This is a genomic window from Corallococcus sicarius (assembly GCF_003611735.1).
Taxonomy (GTDB): Bacteria; Myxococcota; Myxococcia; order Myxococcales; family Myxococcaceae; genus Corallococcus; species Corallococcus sicarius.
The window spans coordinates 1-18,683 of record NZ_RAWG01000188.1 but is presented as its reverse complement, the minus strand read 5'-3'; the positions used below and the strand labels follow the sequence as shown (position 1 = coordinate 18,683).

The 18,683-nt window shown below is 72.7% G+C and carries 15 protein-coding genes; 8 read left to right on the top strand and 7 right to left on the bottom strand.

Translation table 11 applies throughout. The features are described 5' to 3' along the window. Window positions 1–319: hypothetical protein (locus tag D7X12_RS43775; RefSeq protein WP_208719283.1), on the top strand; the 319-nt coding region annotated here is incomplete at its 5' end. Here the strand turns inward: D7X12_RS43775 and D7X12_RS25780 are convergent. The 4 genes from D7X12_RS25780 to D7X12_RS25765 form a co-directional block, all read right to left on the bottom strand. Further along, the gene (locus D7X12_RS25780; RefSeq protein ID WP_120627933.1) at window positions 316–1,521 is read right to left on the bottom strand and encodes an NAD(P)H-dependent flavin oxidoreductase; all 1,206 of its coding nucleotides are present in this window, start codon (window positions 1,519–1,521) and stop codon (window positions 316–318) included. The two genes, D7X12_RS43775 and D7X12_RS25780, sit on opposite strands and share 4 nt — an antisense overlap. A 120-nt stretch (window positions 1,522–1,641) precedes the next feature. After that, window positions 1,642–2,361 (bottom strand): spermidine synthase, encoded by a 720-nt coding sequence (locus D7X12_RS25775; protein ID WP_244224770.1) that lies wholly within the window; start codon window positions 2,359–2,361, stop codon window positions 1,642–1,644. Window positions 2,362–2,493: 132 nt separating this feature from the next. Then, window positions 2,494–3,138, bottom strand: coding sequence for a hypothetical protein (locus D7X12_RS25770; protein ID WP_120627931.1), 645 nt, complete (start codon window positions 3,136–3,138; stop codon window positions 2,494–2,496). A 13-nt stretch (window positions 3,139–3,151) separates the two neighbouring features. Further along, the gene (locus D7X12_RS25765) at window positions 3,152–4,678 is read right to left on the bottom strand and encodes a M91 family zinc metallopeptidase (RefSeq protein ID WP_120627930.1); all 1,527 of its coding nucleotides are present in this window, start codon (window positions 4,676–4,678) and stop codon (window positions 3,152–3,154) included. 196 nt (window positions 4,679–4,874) lie between these two features. Here D7X12_RS25765 and D7X12_RS25760 point away from each other — a divergent pair, with 196 nt between their 5' ends. The 7 genes from D7X12_RS25760 (at window position 4,875) to D7X12_RS25730 (ending at window position 12,119) form a co-directional block, all read left to right on the top strand. Beyond that, complete coding sequence (locus tag D7X12_RS25760; protein ID WP_120627929.1) at window positions 4,875–5,420, top strand: peptidase M23; 546 nt, start codon at window positions 4,875–4,877, stop codon at window positions 5,418–5,420. 132 nt (window positions 5,421–5,552) lie between these two features. Then, the gene (locus D7X12_RS25755) at window positions 5,553–6,722 is read left to right on the top strand and encodes a HEAT repeat domain-containing protein (RefSeq protein WP_120627928.1); all 1,170 of its coding nucleotides are present in this window, start codon (window positions 5,553–5,555) and stop codon (window positions 6,720–6,722) included. After that, complete coding sequence (locus tag D7X12_RS45145; RefSeq protein ID WP_120627927.1) at window positions 6,722–7,705, top strand: HEAT repeat domain-containing protein; 984 nt, start codon at window positions 6,722–6,724, stop codon at window positions 7,703–7,705. The genes D7X12_RS25755 and D7X12_RS45145 overlap by 1 nt, the downstream gene beginning before the upstream one ends. A 32-nt stretch (window positions 7,706–7,737) precedes the next feature. Beyond that, window positions 7,738–9,351 carry a cellulase family glycosylhydrolase gene (locus tag D7X12_RS25745; protein ID WP_158620123.1) on the top strand — a complete coding sequence of 538 codons (1,614 nt, stop codon included), beginning with the start codon at window positions 7,738–7,740 and terminating at the stop codon, window positions 9,349–9,351. A 64-nt stretch (window positions 9,352–9,415) separates the two neighbouring features. Beyond that, the gene (locus D7X12_RS25740) at window positions 9,416–10,213 is read left to right on the top strand and encodes a ZIP family metal transporter (protein WP_120627925.1); all 798 of its coding nucleotides are present in this window, start codon (window positions 9,416–9,418) and stop codon (window positions 10,211–10,213) included. Between the two features lie 85 nt (window positions 10,214–10,298). After that, window positions 10,299–11,714 (top strand): sigma 54-interacting transcriptional regulator, encoded by a 1,416-nt coding sequence (locus D7X12_RS25735; protein ID WP_244224772.1) that lies wholly within the window; start codon window positions 10,299–10,301, stop codon window positions 11,712–11,714. Window positions 11,715–11,837: 123 nt separating this feature from the next. Beyond that, window positions 11,838–12,119 carry a hypothetical protein gene (locus D7X12_RS25730; RefSeq protein ID WP_120627924.1) on the top strand — a complete coding sequence of 94 codons (282 nt, stop codon included), beginning with the start codon at window positions 11,838–11,840 and terminating at the stop codon, window positions 12,117–12,119. Between the two features lie 5 nt (window positions 12,120–12,124). On the opposite strand, the gene D7X12_RS25725 is transcribed toward D7X12_RS25730, so the two are convergent. From D7X12_RS25725 to D7X12_RS25715, 3 genes are all read right to left on the bottom strand, one after another. Beyond that, window positions 12,125–13,534 carry a serine/threonine-protein kinase gene (locus D7X12_RS25725; protein WP_120627923.1) on the bottom strand — a complete coding sequence of 470 codons (1,410 nt, stop codon included), beginning with the start codon at window positions 13,532–13,534 and terminating at the stop codon, window positions 12,125–12,127. Window positions 13,535–13,538: 4 nt separating this feature from the next. Continuing rightward, complete coding sequence (locus tag D7X12_RS25720; protein WP_208719281.1) at window positions 13,539–15,137, bottom strand: hypothetical protein; 1,599 nt, start codon at window positions 15,135–15,137, stop codon at window positions 13,539–13,541. Window positions 15,138–15,308: 171 nt separating this feature from the next. Beyond that, a complete protein-coding gene (locus tag D7X12_RS25715) occupies window positions 15,309–18,536 on the bottom strand; it encodes an AAA family ATPase (protein WP_439329395.1) in 3,228 nt (1,075 codons plus the stop codon). Between the last annotated feature and the right edge of the window lie 147 nt (window positions 18,537–18,683).

Genomic DNA, 18,683 nt, shown 5'->3' with positions numbered 1-18,683 from the left:
CACGAAGGAACCCGCGCCGGTCACCACGACGGAGCCCGCCAGCGAAACGTCCGAGCTGAAAGCCAGCGAGCCCCCGCCGCCCGCCCTCACTGATTTCGAAGTGGCGCAGAACCGTCTAGCCATTCGCCTCCGCCGACTCAATACGCGGATGGAGGAGAGCCGGAAGAAGGGAATGGCGCTCCCTGTGGAGATGGGGGAGGAGCTGAGCCAGGCCTTCGCATCCTTCCCCACGGCGACCACGGAGAAGAAGTGCGCGAGCATCTCGAAGAAGCTCAATGCGTGGGAGGACCGCTACAAGCAGTACCTGCCCCCGCCCTAACCCCGGTCGTCCTCGTCCTCATCATCCAGACCCTCGGGCGACTCCAGGAGCCGGCGCGCGCGCTCCATCATCTCCACGACGATCTGCCCCGCGGGCTGCACCGTGTCGATGCGCGACATGCTCGCGCCTCCCGCCGGCAGGCTCATCTCCTCCAGGTCCCCCTGCGTGTCCGGCGTGGGCAGGAAGGCGCTGAACCTCGGCATCACGTACCGCACGTCCAGCACGCCCGGAAACAGCAGCGTCGTCCCGATGGCCTCCGACGCCTGCGCCTGCGTCGGCACGCGCGACTCGCGCCCCGCCCACTCGCGCACCACGCGGTTGCGGAGCACCCGCATGCGCGTGCCCGGCCACTCCGGGCCGAACAACGTCGTCATCGTCGTGTCGCCCGCGTCCCCCTCCACCAGCCGCTGCTTGTAGAGCGGGTGCGCGTACGCCTCCACCGATGCGATGAGCCGCGTGCCCACCCAGACGCCGTCCGCGCCGTGGAACAGCGCCCGCGCCGCGCTGAAGCCGTCCGCGATGCCTCCCGCCGCCAGCACCGGCACCTCCGCCGACAGCGCCCGGAACTCGCGCACGAGCGCCAGCGTCGGCGTGCTGCCCAGGTTGCGCCCCCCGGCCTGCCGCCCTTGTGCAATGAGCCCCTCCACCCCCGCGTCCAGCGCCTGCCGCGCCAGCTCCACCGTGCCCGCCTGCATCCAGACCCGCGTCCCCGCGGCCTGCAGCGCACGGATCCACTCCACCGGCGGCAGCCTCCAGTGGAACGCCACCACCGGCACCTTCGCCGCGATGCACGCATCCACGTGGTCGCGCGACGTGAAGCCGCCCTGCGTCTCCAGCCGGTCCACGATGAGGTCCACGCCGTAGGGCCTTCGCGTGCCTGCCTGGATGGCCTTCAGGCGTGCCTCCAGCACGGTGGCCGGCTCCGGTGCCGCGCCCAGCATTCCCAGACCGCCCGCCTCCGATACGGCAATCACCAGCGGCGGCAGTGACACGAACGCCATTCCCGCGCCCACGAAGGGGTAGTGCACCCCCACCGCGCGCGTCAGGCGCGTCTTCAGCGTGTTGCCCTCCAGCACGTAGATGGGTGGAGGACGCGGCAGGCCCGGCAACCCCGAGCCGTCGGACTCGCCGTCCGTCAGCGGCTCCGCGTCTTCCTGGGAAGAAGAGGGCTGGCCGGGTCGTCCGTCGTTCGCGCCGTTCATCGCGTCTCCCGCAAGAGTGCTGACGTGCCGGATTCAAGATTAGCAGTGCCCCCGGGCGATTCAGCCGCGACCGGGCAGGGCCGTGCTCACTGGCCAGCAGAGCGACCTTCACTCCGTCCATCACCCATCGTCGTAAAGGCTCTCGTCCCCCAGCCCCGCGTCCGTCAACACCCGGCCTCGCCCCAACCGCCGCGTCAGGGGCCGGTAGCGCTGCGCCACGAGCGAGCTCAACCGGAACGGCAGGCCCCGCTCCTGCTCCACGCGGCGGGCCTGGGCGACCAGCGCCTCGCGCGTCAGCCGCAACGGTCCCTCCAGGCCCACGAGGATGCGGTTGGTACTGGACGGGACCTCGAAGAGCGACAGGCCCTGGAAGCTCACCTGGTAGGTGCGCACCATCGCGTCGTAGAGCGGGTTCGCCGCCGACTCCCACACGTTGCCCACCACCACCCCGCCCCGCGTCAGTCGCGAGCGCGCCGCCCCCAGGAACTCTCGCGTCGCCAGGTGCAGGGGGATGTGGTCCGCCCCATAGGCGTCCAGGATGATGACGTCGTACGGCGGCCCCTCCGCTTCGATGAAGGCCCGGCCGTCCGCGACGTGGGCCCGCAGCAGCGCGTCCTCCTGGAAGCCGCAGTACTGCTTCGCGGCCTCCACCACCCCAGCGTCCACTTCCACCACGTCGATGTGCGTGTCGGGCAGCACCGTGCGCAGGAACATGGGGATGGCGCCGCCGCCCAGCCCCACCGCCAGGATGTTCTCCGGCCGGGGCATGAACGCCAGCGCCACCATCGCCATGCGCGTGTAGGGCAGCTCCAGCCGCAGCGGTTCGCCGGGCCACACCACGCTCTGGCGCGCGCCCCCTTCACCAAAGCGCAGCGAGCGGCGCCCGTCGTCGTCCTCGGTGATGAGGACGGGGCCCGCCCCTTGCGTGCGCTCGTCCGCGCCGTCTTCTGGCGAGGCCAGGACCGGCGCTCCCTACTTCGGGCCGGACACCGGCTGGGGGCCACTGTCCAGCACGCGCTGCGCTGTCACCGCGGGCCCGTACTCCGGCGTCCGTGTCTGCGTGCCCTGGGAGTCCTTCCCCTCGTGCAGCTTCACCGTGTCCGCGTCCGGCAGGTAGCCCACGCGCAGGCGCACCTCGCGCACCTGCGCCCCTTCGAGCGTCTGCTCCGGACCCGTGGGGTACGGCAGCGACGTGCGCAGGGGCAGCGGCACCACCGCGCGCCGGTTCGCCGTGGCGCCGGGTTCCACGCGGCTGACCGCGGGGACCTCCGGCGACTCCACCATCAGGTCGTCCGGCACCCGCAGCACCATCCGCGACAGCACCACCTGCCCTCCGGACAGGTCCACGTAGGCCCGCTCCGGCGACAGCGTGGGATGGCCGCTGAAGCCGAAGTCCATCAGGCCGTCCACGAGCAACACCGCGCGCGGCGTCCGGTTGTGTACCGCGTAGGTGACCGCGAGCGAGTCCGCCTCGCGCACCACCGACTCCACCTTCAACTCCACGTCCGCCTGGGCCACGCGACTCCCTCCGGGGTCCGCGGGCCGCTCCGGCGCCCGCGTGCAACCGACGATGACAGCCAGCGCCACCCAGGCGCCAGCCTGACGGAAGCCTCGCATCCAATACCTCCTGCTAGTAGCGCGGCCGGGTGGGCAGGTTCAGCTCGTCGCGCAGGACGTTCTCCCCGGGACGGCCGCCCTGTACCACGTCCGGCGTGGACGGGTCCTGGTCCAGGTCGATGGGCAGGCCCACCGCGGACGGCTCCAGGTTGCGCGTGCCGTTCTTCTCACCCAGGGCCAGCGTGCCGTTGACCATGTCCGAGGCGTGCACCAGCTCGTGGAACAGGCCGACGACGGGCGGACGGTTCATCCACTCCTCGCTGCCCAGCGAGATGCGCGTGGTGTTGTAGTTCACCTGCGCGTCCGTGCCCTTGCCCGCCGTGCCGTCCGCGTTCATGAAGCCGTCGTTGAAGTTCGTGCCGCCCGCGCTGTTGCCGCTGGCCGTCTCGCGGATGGTCGTCTTCTTGCCGCTGTCATCCAGCGTGCGCAGCAGCTCCTGGCCCGAGGGCATGGAGCGCATCGCGTCCAGGTCCGACTGCGTGCGCGCCTGGAACTCCGCGCTGCCGGTGACGGACACGGAGGTGCCGCGCTGGTCGGCATCCGTCATGTCGACGATCGTCTTCTCGCCCGTGGCCACGTCGGGGGTGCTCTCGCCCTCCTCCACGTAGAGCTTGTCGGCGCCCGTGCCGCCGCGGGCGGTGTCCTTGCCCGCGCCGCCCGCCACCGCGTCATTGCCGCTGCCGCCGCTCAGCGTGTCATTGCCGCGCCCGCCAATGACCTGGTCGTCGCCTGCGCCGCCAAAGGCCTTGTCGTCGCCCGCGCCCGCGTCCACGTAGTCGCGTCCGCCGCCGCCCGACACGTAGTCGTTGCCATCCAGGCCGTAGAGCACGTCACGGCCCTCACCGCCGAGGATGCGGTCATCACCCGCGCCGCCCTCGAGGTAGTCGTCGCCGTCCAGGCCGCTGAGCGTGTCCTTGCCCTCGCCGCCAATGACGGTGTCGTTGCCCGCGCCACCGACGAGCTTGTCGTTGCCCTTGCCGCCCGTGAGCTTGTCGTTGCCCTCGCCGCCATCCAGCGTGAGGTCCTGGGTGACGCTCGCGTCCAGGGTGATGGAGTCATCGCCCGCGCCGCCCTGGATGATGGCGCCCTTGGCCTGCTCGGCCGTGAGCGTCACGGTGTCCTTGCCGGACGTGATGGTCAGGCCGCCGTCCTTGTTCTGCGACACCTTGACGGTGTTGTTGCCCACGCCCAGGTCCACCACCGTGTTGCCCGCGGCGTTGGTGCTCACCTGCGGGGCCAGGGCCTTCGCCGCGTCCTTGATGATGTCCTTGATGGTGGAGCGGATGCCGCCCAGGAAACCGCCGCCGTCCTTCTTGGCGCCGGCCTTGTCACCCTCGCCGCCCGGAGCCTGCGTTCCAATCTCCTTGAGCACCTGGGGCCGGGCCGGGGCGGCGCGAGGCCCCCCTTCGAAGCCGTCCGACATCCGCTGGGAGACGGCGGCCTTCACCGCGTTGGGACGGGGGGCCGTGACAGGCGCCTTCACCGGCTCCTGCTTCACGAGGGGGGTGGGACGCGAACCGGGCTTGCCAATCGAGGTCATTCCAGATTGTCGCGAACGTTTCGCCCGGGTTGCGTACCCCACCTCAAAACGACACAGCGCGGCACGGAACCTCCCGGAATCGCTGCGTTTCTCAAGAACCAATTCCCGAGAATGTGACTCGGCTTTCGTGTATTACCGTTTCTACGTCTTACCTGACATCCGTGGGATGCGGGTTATGGACGGGAGGGAGCACCCCATGAAGCTGAAGAGCTTGATGACCACCGTGGCGGCGTTGGTCGCCGCGGTGTGGGCCGGTCCGGCGGCGGCGGCCACCGCGAACGGGCCCATCTGCGACCCGGCCGCGTACGTGAACTCGACGACGTATTACGGCTGCACCGGCAGCAGCCACACGGCGTTGGACATCGGCAACGGGTCCTGCGGCGAGTGGAACCACCGGGGCATGCTGGTGGGCAACTACTACTATTACTACTACGGCGGCTGCGCGGCGGCCTGCAACGGCTCCGTCTGCAACGGCGGCGCGGGCAACTACTACGTGGTGTCCGGCGGCAGCGGCTGGGACTTCCGCCAGCTGCACATCTACGCCAACGTCAGCTCCGGCACGAAGACGTGTGACCGCTGCGCGCTGGGACTCGTGGGCGGCACGGGCAGCGCCACCGGCCCGCACGTGCACGCGGACAACCGTCAGTACGGCACGCGCAAGTCGGCCTGGTACACCAGCGTCGGCACCACGTGCGGCACCAACGCGAACTGCACCAACCGCCTGGGCGTCCCCACGCTGTAGCCCCCGCGGCTCCCGAGCAGGGGCCGGCGTTCCGCGCCGCGTCCCCTGCCCGGCTCCTGCGTCTCCGCCCGCTCCCGCTCCGCTGCGCGGAGTGCGTGCGCCCTCTTCCTTCCGCGTGAGCCCCCTGCCGACATGACCTCCCGTCCACCCATCAAGGTCGCGCTCGCCGGCCTCCTCGTCCTGCTCGTCGCCGTGGGCGTCGTGCTGTGGCGGGGCGCGGCCCGCTCCGATGACGCCGCACGTCCACCGTCCGGGGACACGAATCCCTCCACCTCCACCGCCAGCGCACCGGGCAGCGCCCCCGTGGCCGCCGCGCCTGGCGCACGTCCACCGCGCGGCGAGCAGATTCCGATGCCCGGGTGCTGGGACGGGCTGGCCGCGTTTGATCAGGGCGCGACGCTGGACTCGGTGCACGCGGCCGTGGCCGCCGCCATCCAGGCGCGCGACACGGCGCTGGTGGCGTACCTCCAGGAGCGCCTCACGGAGCTGGTGGGCAATGATCCGGACCGCGCGCTGCAACTGGTGACGTGGGCGCTGAAGGCCGCGCCGCCGGAGCCGGCCATCTACCTGGAGGCGCTGAAGGCCGCCCCCGCCGTGCGCCATCCGCGCGTCAGCGAGAAGCTGCTCGCGGTGGCCGAGGACAAGTCGCTGGCGGCGCCGGACCGCGCCTCCGCGCTGGACGCGCTGGAGACCCAGCACCGCTTCACGCCCGAGACGCGCGGCCGGCTCAAGACCATCGCGCTGGACGACTCCGCGGACGCCGCCGCCTGGATGGCCGCGCGCACGCTGGGCCGGGTGATGAAGGAGGACTACACGCGCACGGGCACCTATGCGCCGTACTGGAAGGACCTGCTGGACATCGGCACCACGTCCGAGGACACGGCCGTGCGGCTGCTCGCGCTGGAGATGCCGTCGTACTCCGACCCGCTGCTCGACTCGGACTCCATCGACGTGCTGGCGAAGGTGATGCGCACCGACAAGGAGCGCGACGTGCGGGAGATGGCCGCCTTCCGGCTCGCCGTCACCGAGGATCCGCAGAAGGCCCTGGCCGCGTTCCGCGCCGCCTTCGACGGGGAGCAGGACCTGTGCGTGCGCTGGGCCTTCCTGCGCTTCGCGGTGCGCGCGGCCGGCGCGGACGCCCTGCCCCTGGTGGAGGAGTTCGCGCGCAAGGATCCGCGCCTGCGGCAGGACTACCTGGACTTCAAGGCGCTGTACGCCACCGGCACGACGGACTTCGCGCGCATCTGGCTGGGCAAGAAGGAACACCACGACTGCGTGGTCGAGGAAGGAGCGCCGCACTGATGGGCTCGCGAACGAAGACAGCCTGCGTCCTCTGGCTGGGGCTGCTCCCGGGCCTCACCCTGGCCCAGCCCGCGCCAGAAGTCGCCGTCCCCACCCCCACGGCCTGCACCGTGGAGGGCATGCTGGACGAGGTGCGCGTGGCGATGAAGACGGGCTCCCCTGCATACCAACGCTACGCGCGGCTGCGCCTGAAGGAGGCCGCCATCGCCCTGCCGCCCCAGGCCCTGGGCAAGGCCGTGAGCGAGGAGAGGGATCCGGGTGTGCTGGAGGCGATTGGCGCCGCGCTGGCCACCAAGGCGAGCAACGCGCAGCAGCCGGAGTTGCTCCAGCCGCTGCTCTCGCGCGCGAAGCAGGACGCGGATCCCGGCCTGCGCGCGGCGGCGGTGCGCGCGCTCAAGGGCGCCCCGTCGGTGGAGTTCATGGCGAAGAACGGCGACGTCGTCACCTACGAGCAGCTCGTGCGCGACAGCGCGCCGGAGGTGCGCCAGGCGGTGGCGGAGAACCTGGTGACGGAGAGCGCCGGCATCTACTACGGCCACAACGCGGAGCTGGCGGAGAAGGCCATCCAGGTCGCGGGCGCGTCGCAGGACCCCGCCGTGACGAAGCGCCTCCTGGGCGAGGTCTCCATGGAGGCCGCGAGCCCGGAGGCGGTGCGCAAGCTCACCGGCCACCTGCGCTCGGAGGACCCCGCCCTGCGCGCGGCGGCGGCGAAGGCCCTGGGCGGCGTGCCGGGAACCGAGTCCGCGGCCGCGCGCCGCTCGCTCACCGCGCTGTACAAGAGCGACAGCGACCCCGCCGTGCGCAAGTCCGCGCTGGAGGGGCTCGCGCGTCTGGGCCAGTCCCAGGCCCGGCCCCTGCTGGAGTCGCTGCGCGGCGTGGATCCGCGCATGGACCCTGAAATCGACGCATGGCTGGGCGCCCTGCGCACGAACCTCCAGGAGTGGCACCTGCTCCTGCGCGAGAAGCAGCGCCTGCGCCCATGACGCCCCCTGACCCTTCACACCCGAGAGCCCCCATGCGCCGCACCCCGCTGCTTCCCCTCGCCTCCCTGCTGTTCCTCGCCGGCTGCGCTCCCGAGGCGCTGGACGACGCCGCCGAGAGCGCGCCTCCCACCACGCAGGCCCAGGCCGTGGCGGTCCCCGTACCGGCGCGCCTCCAGGCGGAGGACTACAAGACGGGCGGCGAGGGCGTGGGCTACCACGACACCACGGCCGGCAACTCCGGCGGCGTGTACCGCGCGGATGACGTGGACCTCCAGCCCACCACCGACGTGGGCGGTGGCTACAACGTCACCGCCATCGCCCCGGGCGAGTGGCTGGGCTACACGATTCAAGTCACCCAGGCGGGCACCTACAGCTTCAAGGCCCGCGTCGCGTCCGGCGTCACGGGCACGAAGACGCTGCACCTGGTCATCGACGGCTTCGTCCGCCCCGCGGTGAGCTTCACGCAGGCCACCGGCGCGCAGTCGTGGTCCACGGTGTCGCTGGGCAGCTTCACGCTGGGCGCCAACGTCCACTCCGTGCAGGTGGTGGCGGACACGGGCGGCTTCAACTTCAACCACCTGGACGTCGCCATGGACGGCGGCGGCGGCGCGGCCGGCCTGAGCGTGGACGGCGCCTGGCTGCTCCGCGACGGGAAGCCCTTCCTGCCCCGGGGCTTCAACATGGTGGGCGTGCTCGCGCCCGACGGCTGCGCCAATCCCCCCAGCGTGCCGCGCAACGCCCGCAACGCCTTTGGCCAGACAGAGCTGCTGGCCGCGCGCGACGCGTGGTCCGCCAACACCGTGCGCTTCCAGGTGAGCCAGGGCGGACTGGATCCGCAGGACCCGATGTTCCGCCAGTCCTACGTGGACCGCGTGAAGGCGAACGTGCAGCTGGCCCGCTCGCTGGGGCTGGTGGTCATCGTCTCCATGCAGGACCAGTTCTATTCCTGCGGTGACGTGCACCCGCTGCCGTCCGCCGCCACGCTGCGCTCCTGGTCCACGCTGGTGCCGGTGCTGAAGGCGGATCCGGACGTGATGTTCGAGCTCTTCAACGAGCCCCAGAACGAGGCCACCAGCGCGGGCTGGGCGCAGTGGAAGAACGGCGGCACGTCCCCCCTGTCCAACCTGGGCGTGCCCGCGGTGGGCTACCAGCAGCTGGTCAACCACGTGCGCTCGCTGGGCGCCACGCAGGTGCTCATCGCGGACGGCGCCAACTACGCGGGGAAGCTCCAGGGCGTGCCCCTGCTGACGGACACGCTCAGCCCGGCGCGCATCATGTACGCGGTGCACCCGTACTACTTCCACATCGCCGACAACGCGACGCTGGCGGCGGATCAGAACAACTGGAACACCCGCTTCGGCTCCCTGACGGCCACGCACCCCGTCATCGCCACCGAGTGGAACGCCAACAGCGACACCTGCAAGGTGGGCACGGAGGCGCGCATCCCGGACTTCTTCACGTACCTCCAGGGCCACCGCATCGGCCTGCTGGGCCACGCCTTCGACGTGCCTGGCACCCTGGTGAAGGACCTGACGACCTGGCAGCCCACGACGTTCGACGGGGGCGGCTGCTCGGTGCCCGGACATGACGCGGGCGCGCTGCTCCAGGCCCACTTCCGTCAACTGGAAGCAGCCGAGTCCCCCTGAGGGCCTTGGAGCCGACACGGGAAAAGGTGGCCGCGCGCCGGGGACTGGGACAGGTTGGGGGGCCATGTCCGACAGCGGCTTCGGCACCTCCACCTTCGTCCTCGCACTCGCCGGCAGCGCGGTCACCATCCTGTCCACCAGCCTGGGCGCGCTGCCCGCCCTGGCGGCGCGCGACATCTCGCGGCGCTCCAAGGACGTGCTGATGGGCTTCAGCGCGGGCGTCATGCTCGCGGCCACGGCGTTCTCGCTGGTGGTGCCCGCCATCGAACTGGGGGAGGCGCGCTACCTGTCGCGCTTCACCTCCGCGCTGGTGGTGGGCGGCAGCATGCTGGTGGGCGGCCTGTTCCTGCACCTGTGCAACCGCTTCATCCCCCACGAGCACTTCATCAAGGGCCAGGAGGGCAACGCCGAGGCCGCGAACTTGAAGCGCATCTGGCTGTTCGTGCTGGCCATCGCGCTGCACAACTTCCCGGAAGGGCTGGCGGTGGGCACCGGCGTGGGCAGCCGCTCCATGGAGATCGCCGCGCCCATCCTCGTGGGCATCGGGCTGCAGGACGTGCCGGAAGGCTTCGTCGTCGCGCTGGCGCTGATGGGCGTGGCGTACAGCCGCAAGCAGGCGGTGCTGGTGGCACTGTACACGGGGCTGGTGGAGGGGGCCGCCGCCCTGGTGGGCTTCTTCGCCACGTCGTTCGCGTCGGGCATCCTGCCGTGGGCGCTCGCGTTCGCGGGCGGCTCCATGCTGTACGTCGTCAGCGACGAGATGATCCCGGAGAGCCACCGCCAGGAGTTCGCGCGCGAGGCGACGGCCGGCCTGATGCTGGGCTTCGTGCTGATGATGTTCCTGGACGTCACGCTGAGCTGACGCGGCCAGACGCGCGAACGCCCATGTGTTCACCCGGCTCCGTGCGGCCCCGCCGGGGGGCCCCGGACGTGCTAGCTTGAATTTCATGTCTGTGTCGGATCGAACCCGCGTCGACGGAAGCCCGGGGGAGCACAAGGACAAGGCCGCCCGCCCGGAAGAAGAGGAGACGGAGGCCGCGCTCCACGTGACGCTGCCCTACGAGCAGGCCCGCCGTCCCGGGGACCTGCCCGTGGTGCGTCGCTTCCGCCTGTCCGTGGTGGAGGGCCCCGGTGCGGGCACGGTGTGGGAGTCCACGTCGGACACCTGCTCGGTGGGCTCGCACCCGCTCAACGACTGCGCGGTGGAGGACTCCACCGTGTCGCGCTTCCACTGCGAGGTGAAGATCGGCCCCAAGGGCCCGCAGGTGAAGGACCTGGACAGCCTCAACGGCGTCATCGTGGACGGCGTCCAGGTGGTGGAGGGCATCCTGCGCAGCGGCAGCCTGCTGCGGCTGGGCCGCGTCGTCCTGAGGTTCGACTTCAGCGCGGAGAGCAACCGGCTGCCGCTGTCGGACCTGACGCGCTTCGGCTCGCTGGTGGGCACGTCGGTGGCCATGCGGGGCTGCTTCGCGATGATGGAGCGCGCCGCCGCGCGCGACGTCACCGTGCTGCTGGAGGGGGAGACGGGCACGGGCAAGAGCCAGGCGGCGCTCGCCATCCACCAGGCCAGCCGGCGCAAGGACGCGGCGTTCCTGGTGGTGGACTGCGGCGCCATCCCCGCCCACATCCTGGAGAGCGAGCTGTTCGGCCATGAGAAGGGCTCCTTCACCGGCGCGGTGAACCGGCGCGCGGGCGTCTTCGAGGAGGCCGACGGCGGCACCGTCTTCCTGGACGAGATTGGCGAGCTGCCCCCGGAGCTGCAACCCAAGCTCCTGCGCGTGCTGGAGAACCGGGAGATCCGCCGGGTGGGCAGCAACACGTACCTGCCGGTGGACGTGCGGCTGATGGCGGCCACGCACCGCGACCTGCGCGCGGAGGTGAACGCGGGGCGCTTCCGCTCCGACCTGTTCTTCCGGCTCGCGGTGCTGCGCATCGGCATGCCGTCGCTGCGCCAGCGGCCGGAGGACCTGTCCATGCTGGTGTCGGGCATCCTCCAGTCGCTGGGCGCGGATCCGGAGCGCACGGGCGCGCTGCGCACGCCGGAGTTCCTGTCGCGCCTCAGGCACGCGGCGTGGCCGGGCAACGTGCGCGAGCTGCGCAACCACCTGGAGCGCTGCCTCGTGTTCGAGGACGCGCTGCCCCTGGCGGAGGAGGACTCGCGGCCGGAGGGCAGCCCGCTGGAGGTGGACCTGTCGCGCCCCTACGCGGAGCAGCGGCGGCGCGTGGTGGACGACTTCGAGCGGCGCTACCTGCGCGCGCTCCTGGAGAAGCACCAGGGCAAGGTGGCCCAGGCCGCCGTCACCGCCGGCATGGACCGGGTGCACTTCTACCGGCTGCTGCGCCGGCACGGAATCAAGCCCTGAAGCGAACACACGCTGCCGCCGGGTCATCTTTTCCCTCTGTGCTGGAGAGGATGACCGTGCATCAAATCCCTGGAGGGAGCCTCCCTGGGTTCGGGATTCCAGGAGTCCCTCAAGGAGACACACATGAAGAAGCAGCTGATGGCCGTGCTGATGGGTGTGGGCCTGCTGGCGGGCTGTGGCGGTGTCGAGGCGGACGTGGACGCGCCGGTGGACCTGGCCACGCGCGAGGACGAGCTCCCCGCGTGTGGCCACCAGTCCTACGAGCGGGTCTTCTACTCGGAGCCGGAGAAGATCAACGAGGTCGGCTGGTGGATCTGCGGCTGCGATTCCAACACCGCGTGGGTGTATGGAAAGACGACCGCCTACTCCACGACCTTCGGCGCCACGGCGTGCCCGCAGTGGTGAGCCGTTCAGCGCCTCGCTGAGAGCCAGAAGCGGTCCTTGGCACCCGGCACCGGACTGGAGACGAAGTCCGCCTCCAGTCCGCGCAGCGCCGCTCCGGTGACGACGAGCGCGCCGTCCCCTCCGTCCTGGACCCACGCGGGCAGGTGGAGCAGCCCGCCTTCGTTGCCGGCGTCATCCCACGCGGAGGCCGCGGCGTCGGGCGCGCTCCGGGAGGCAGCGTCGGACGCGAGCCGGTCCACGTGCACGGTGACGGCGAGGCTCGCGGCGGCCTCCCCTCGCGTCAGCGCGAGCCCCACGTCCAGCACCCGCGCGCGCAGCTCCCGTTCGCGGCGCACGTCGTCCGGCAGGCTGGCCACGGCGAGCAGGCACGCGCTGCCCACCACGCGCACCTCCAACCCGGCTTCCAGGGCCAGGGCACTCGCGCGCTCCAGCCCCGCGTCCAGGTCCTCCATGCCGGCGGGGCCCGGGTCCGCCGTCGTGCGTCCCTGCACGTACAGGCCCAGCGCGCGCGGCACCTCCACCGGTGCCGCGCCCCCGAGCACCGCGCCGCGCAGGTCCTCCAGCAGCGCGTCCACGTCCGGGTAGCGGTCCTCACGCTCCTTGCGCAGACAGCGCAGCACCACCGCGTCCAGCGCCGCGGAGACGGGTGCGTGCTCCCCGGGGCGGGGCGGTGGCGCGTGCAGGTGCTGCTGCTCCACCTCGTGGCGCGTGGTGCCCTGGAAGGGCGGCATGCCGGTGAGCAACTGGAACAGCAGCACACCCACCGCGTACAGGTCCGTGCGCGCGTCGGGCACCTGGCCGCGGATCTGCTCCGGCGCCATGGACAGCGGCGTGCCCAGCACCACGCCGGTGTGCGTGAGCGACGAGCTGCCCGGGGCGCCCGGCACCAGCCCCTTCGCCACGCCGAAGTCCACCAGCTTCACCGAAGGGCCCCCCTGCCCCTGCGCGAGCCGCACCACGTTCTGCGCCTTCAGGTCGCGGTGCACCACGCCCGCCGCGTGCGCCACCCGCAGCGCGGCGCCCACCTGCTCCAGCACGGCGAGCACCTCGCGCGGGGACAGCGGCCCGCGCGTGGCCAGCTCCGCCGCCAGGTCCTGGCCTTCCAGCCACTCCATCGCGATGAAGGGCCGGCCGTCCGACAGCTCGCCGTACCCCAACACCGTGACGATGTGCGGGTGGTGCAGCCGCTGCAGCGTGGCCGCCTCGCGCCGGAAGCGCCGCAGCGCCACCGCCGCCGTGGCCACCTGCGGGTGCAGCACCTTCAGCGCGGCGGGCACGCCCGTCCTGGCGTGCCGGGCCCGGTACAGCGCGGACACCGGACCCCGGACCTGGACGCGCTCCACCACCCACTCGCCCACGAGCGCGCCCGGCCGCAGCTCCTCTCCGTACAGCGCCTCCTCGCCGTTCCCCGCCATGGGCTCAGCGCTTGCGCGGCTCCACCGGCGTCTTGTCGGTGCCACCGCCCTGGCCATCCTCGCGGGGCGGCGGAGGCTCCGACCAGCGCGCGCACAGCGCGCGGTGCTCGGAGTCCACCAGGTCGCAGGCGCCATTCAGGAAGACGGTGGCGGGCTCCAGCCAGCGGTTGTCGAGCGGGTCCGCGCAGTTCTCGAAGTCGCCGTCGCCCGTCAGCAACGCGCCATCCTCCGTCTTGCACTGGCGCGGGGCGCCGGGGTTCGCGTCCCAGCAGGGGCCCGTCACGGTGGCCGCGCAGTCCTGGTTCGTGCCGGGCAGCGCGCACACGCGGTAGGTCGCGTAGGCCATGCCGTACACCCAGCCCGGGTCGTAGCAGGAGTAGAGGTCGTTGAAGATGGGCTGCGACTGGGGCGACGTCGGCCGGTTGACGACGTAGCGCTTGCGCCTGAGGTCCAGCGTCACCGTGACGTTGATGTCGTCGCGCAGCGCAGCGGAGCCGAACAGGTTGCCGTAGAAGGCCCCCTCGCGCACCCGGTACACCCCGCGCTCGGAGAGCGGCGCCTGCGCCCCCGCGCTCACCGCCACGTTCGCGGTGCCGGCCGCCGTGCTGCTCCAGGGCGCGGTCATCACCGTGAAGTACCCACCCTGCGCCGGACAGGCGACGCTCACCGACGGATCCGTCGCGGGCGAAGGCAGCGGGGAGGTGGAGCCCGCCGCGCAGCCCTGGCTGTTCGCCACCAGCCGGCCGTCCGTGCTGTCACACCCGGCGATGCCCCGGCACACGCGCAGCATCATGCGCGCGCCCGAGCTGGAGCCCAGCGGCGCGCCCGACCCGCAGGCCGCCGGGCCTCCCGTGGGGCCTCCCGCGCCCACCGACACCGTCTGGCCCGCGGGGCACCAGCCCACCGAGTGCATCGCCCAGCCGCAGTCGCGCCCGGAGCCCACCGCCGCGCTGCCACAGGGCGCCGCGCTGTTGAGCGGTGCGGTCGAGCCCGGGACGTAGTCCAGCGGCGCCGTCCACGAGTCCAGCGTGAAGGGCTGGTGGAGGGAGAGGAGCGGCTCGTGGATCTCCCCGCGCATCGACAGCTCCACGCGTCTGCCCAGGCCGTTGTTGCGCGCCAGCAGACAAGCCGTCACGCGCTTGAGGCACGCGGAGTCCGGCAGCGGCGCGCTCGTGAGCCACTGGGGGCACAGGCCCGCGGAGCCCACCCATTCGCTGCGCTGCGAACCCACGGGCAGGGAGGGGTTGAGCCACTCCAGCTTCTCGTCGGGTCCCAGCGCGCAGCCCACGAGGTACGCCATGAAGCGCTGCGCATACGGGTCATGGAGCTGGTTGGCGATGAGCGCGCTCTCCGCGCTGGCCTCCACCACGTCCGGGTCGAAGAGCGACTCCAGCGAGTGCGTCGCCAGCGCCTCGTTGGCGCCGTGGTTGGCGGCGATGGCGTTGAGCACCAGCTCCTGCGTCCTGAGCGAGTTGGCGATGCGGATGTCGGCTTCGCTCGTGCCGGGCACCTCGGCTTCGGGGCCCTCGGTGACGGCGGGCTCGCAGCCGGTCAGCGCCAGCAGCAGGAAACACCAGGGGACTCTGGGGAAGAAAGAGGCCATCGCGCGAACGCTCCTAGTCAGGCTTCGGGGGACGAGGCAGGCCGGACCAAGCACCCGGCGGGCCAGGGCTTCTGGCAATGCCGCCGCCCCCCGAAGGAAACCCCAGACGCGGCCTTCTTGTCTCGCTGTAGCGCGAAACGTTACGGAGCGCGGCCCGTGTAGCGCTTCGCGCTACAGCGCTTCGGCGGCGAGCGCGGCCTGCACTGCGTGGAAACGCGTAGACCACAGCGGTGCCTCGGCCACCGCCTGCGCGGCCCGCGCCAGCCAGGCCCGTGCCTCACCCATCGCGCCCGTGCCCCGGGCGATGCGCGTGGCCTGCAGGAGGATCTCCATCTTCTCGTCCGGGGAGGCCAGGGCCTCCGCCTCGGCGTGGAGCGCGTCCCAGTCCGGCGCATGGAAGGCGCCCGCGGCCTGCTGGTGGACCTGGAGCTCCACCAGCCGCCGCATGATGGCCGTGGGCGGCAGCGACTCCGGCGGACAGCGCTGTGAAATCCAGGCGAGCTGCCGGGCCGCCGCCCCTTCGTCTCCCGCCGCGGCGAGGATACGGGCGATGAGCAGCGCATCCACCGGCACCGGATGCTCGCGGAAGAAGCGCACGCCCAGTTCGTGGGCACGCCAGGCCAGGGGCAGCGCTTCGTCCAGGCGGCCCTGCATGTAGAGCACCTCCGACAGGTTGAAGGTGGACCAGCGCTCCATCTGCGCGTGGGCCAGCTCGCGCCCCAGCGCCATCGCGCGGCGCAGGTCCTCTTCCATCCGCGCCACGTCGCCCTGACGCAGCCACAAGAGGACGCGGTTGCTCAGGACCGCGGCCTTGTGCAGCCCGTCCCCCGCGGCCTCGCAGCGCGCCAGCGCCTCGTCGAAGCGCGCGGCGGCCTCCGGGGCGCGGTCCAGGAAGGTGAGCGAGGCGCCCAGCAGGGCCAGCGACACCACCAGCGTCTCGTGGTCCCTCGCGCCCTCGGCGCCCTCGGCGGTGGAGGCGAGCACGCGCGCCGCGGCGGCCCACTCGCCCTGGCGCACGTGCAGCCGGCCCCGGGCGAGTCCACAGCGCAGGGACAGGCGCGGCGCGTCCAGCGGCTCGATAGCGTCCATCGCTTCGCGCGTGCACGCGGCGGAGCCCTCCGAGTCCTCCATCCAGTCGCGCGCGGTGGCCTCCTCCAGGAGCAGGTCCACCTCCAGGGCCGCGTCCTTGCGCGCCTTCGCGAGCGTGCGCGCCGCGGCCAGGTCCGCCAGGCTCTCGCGGAAGCGCTGGAGCCGGTGGCGCACGCGGCCCCGTCCCGCCAGGGCCTGGGCCCGCCTCGCGGTGTCGGACTCCGGCAGGAGCGCCAGCGCGCGCGTGTAGTGCTGCTCCGCCTCCACCGACAGGTGTCCTGCGCGCGCCTCCTCCGCCAGCGCCAGGTAGTCGCGCGCGGCTTCCTGGTGGGCGCCGCAGGCCGCGGCGTGGCGGGCACGGCGTCGTCGTTCCGCCACGTCGTCGCCCACGCTGGCCCTCAGCGCGGCGGCGTGCAGCGCGCGGCGGGGCGCCGGAGGCAGCAGGGCCTCCAGGGCCTCGCGCAACAGCGGATGGCGGAAGGCGAAGCGGCCGGGGCCGGCGGGGCGCAGGAGGCCTGCTCGCGCCAGCCGCTGCAACCCCGCGCCGGCATCCAGCGTCGCGGCGCGCGACAGTTCGGGCCCCACGGCCAGGTGGCGCAGGGCCGCGTCCACGCGCGCCACGTCCACCTCCGTGCCCAGCACGGCGCACAGCCGCGCCAGCACGCGGTGCACCTCCGGAAGGCCGGCCAGGACGCGCGGGGCCAGTCGTTCGAACAGCGGCGTCACCGACACGTCCAGCAGCGCGTCCGGGGCGACGTACCACCCGCCGCCCGGAGCCGACCGCAACGCGCCCGCCGCCCGGAGCGCCCGCGCCAGCTCCACCAGCGACAGGGGCACGCCCTGCGCCAGTTGCTCCAGGCGCGCGAGCACCGGCTCCGGGATGTGCTCCGCGGGGCGCAGCAGGTGGACGAGCACCGCGCGGCTCGCCTCGGGCGGCAGTGGCGGCAGGGGGTGCTGGGAGGCGTGGGCGCTCCGCTCGCCCAGGTGTGGACGCAGGCCCAGCAGCGAGGGCCGTCCGGCGACGCACACCCACAAGGGCGCGCGCGGACCGGCGAGCGTGGCGCGCTCCAGCGCATCCAGGCTCAGCGGATCCGCGAGGTGCGCGTCGTCCAGCAGCAGCACCAGGGGTGCCTCACGGGCCCGCGCGAGCAGTGCGTCCGCCAGCACGCGAGGCTCCGCGGACGGACGGCCCACGACGGCACGGAGCGCGTCCAGCAGCGAGTCCGACACCGACGCGTCTGGAGGCGGCGCGCGCAGCCGCACCACGCGCACGCGGCCCTCGCCCTCCAGCCGCGCGGCGAGCGCCTTGAGCAGCCGCGACTTGCCGTGCCCCACCTCGCCCGTGAGCACGCACAGGCCGGGCACGTCGTCCGTGAGGCTCCGGTCCGCGTCCGCCGCCAGCGCGTCCAGCACCGCCTCGCGGCCCACGAACGGAGGCGTCTCTCCTTCGACGCGCGCGCCCTCCTCGTCGTGGAGGCGCAGGCGCAGGTCCGTGCCAGCAGTGGGCTCGGTCCATCCGGGCTCCAGCCGCGCGGCGGCTTCTGGAGTCACCCACACCTCTCCCGGCGGGACGGCCGCGAGCCACCAGGAGTCGGGACGCTCCAGCGCGGCCCCGGCGACGCGGGGCACCGTGGTGCCCGGGTGCACGTACAGCTCCGCGACGTGGAGGACGGCCACTGCCTCCGGGGATTCCACCAGTCGCCGGGCCGCAAGGGCTCCCGCGCGCAGGTTCGCCTCGGCGGACAGCGACTCGCAGAAGACGAGCAGGTAGCCCCCCGCCGCGACCCGGGCCAGCGCACCGCCGAATGGCTCCAGCGTGGCGCTGAGGCCCTCCACCGATGCGGGCGTGCGCAGGCCCAGCACCGCCACCGGTCGTGCGCCCGCGAACGTCGCCACTCCGTCCACCGACACGGGCTGGCGCAGGCCAGGGGCCGCCGTGCCCGCGAGCGGATCCAGCGTGGCACTCCGCCGGTCCACCAGTGCAGCCGGGCTCAGGCCTGGTACCGCCTCCGGCCGCGCGCCCGGATCCGCCGTGGCGCCCCGCCCATCCACAGCCCCAGGCGTGCGCGGGCCCTGCACCGCATCCGACCGCGCGCCCGCGAACGTCGCCTGCGCCTGGAGCCGTGCGCCCGGCCTCCCGATGACATCCGGCAGCGCGGGCTCGTCGCACGCGGCCTCGAACGCCGCGAGCACGTCCAGTGCGCTCGCGAAGCGCTCAGCGGGCTCCTTGGCCAGACACCGCGCCACCACCGCGTCGAGCGCCACGGGAACCCGCGCCCGCTCCGACACGCGCGGCGGACGCTGGCTCACATGCCCTTCGCGCACCTCGTCCGGGCTCCCCCCCGGAGGCCTCGGTCCTCGAGGACGAGGTGGCGTACACGCTGCCCCTGGGCGCGGTCGGTGACACGTTCGGCGGGGGCTACCTGCGCCGGCGGCTGGAGCGCATCTTCGGGTACC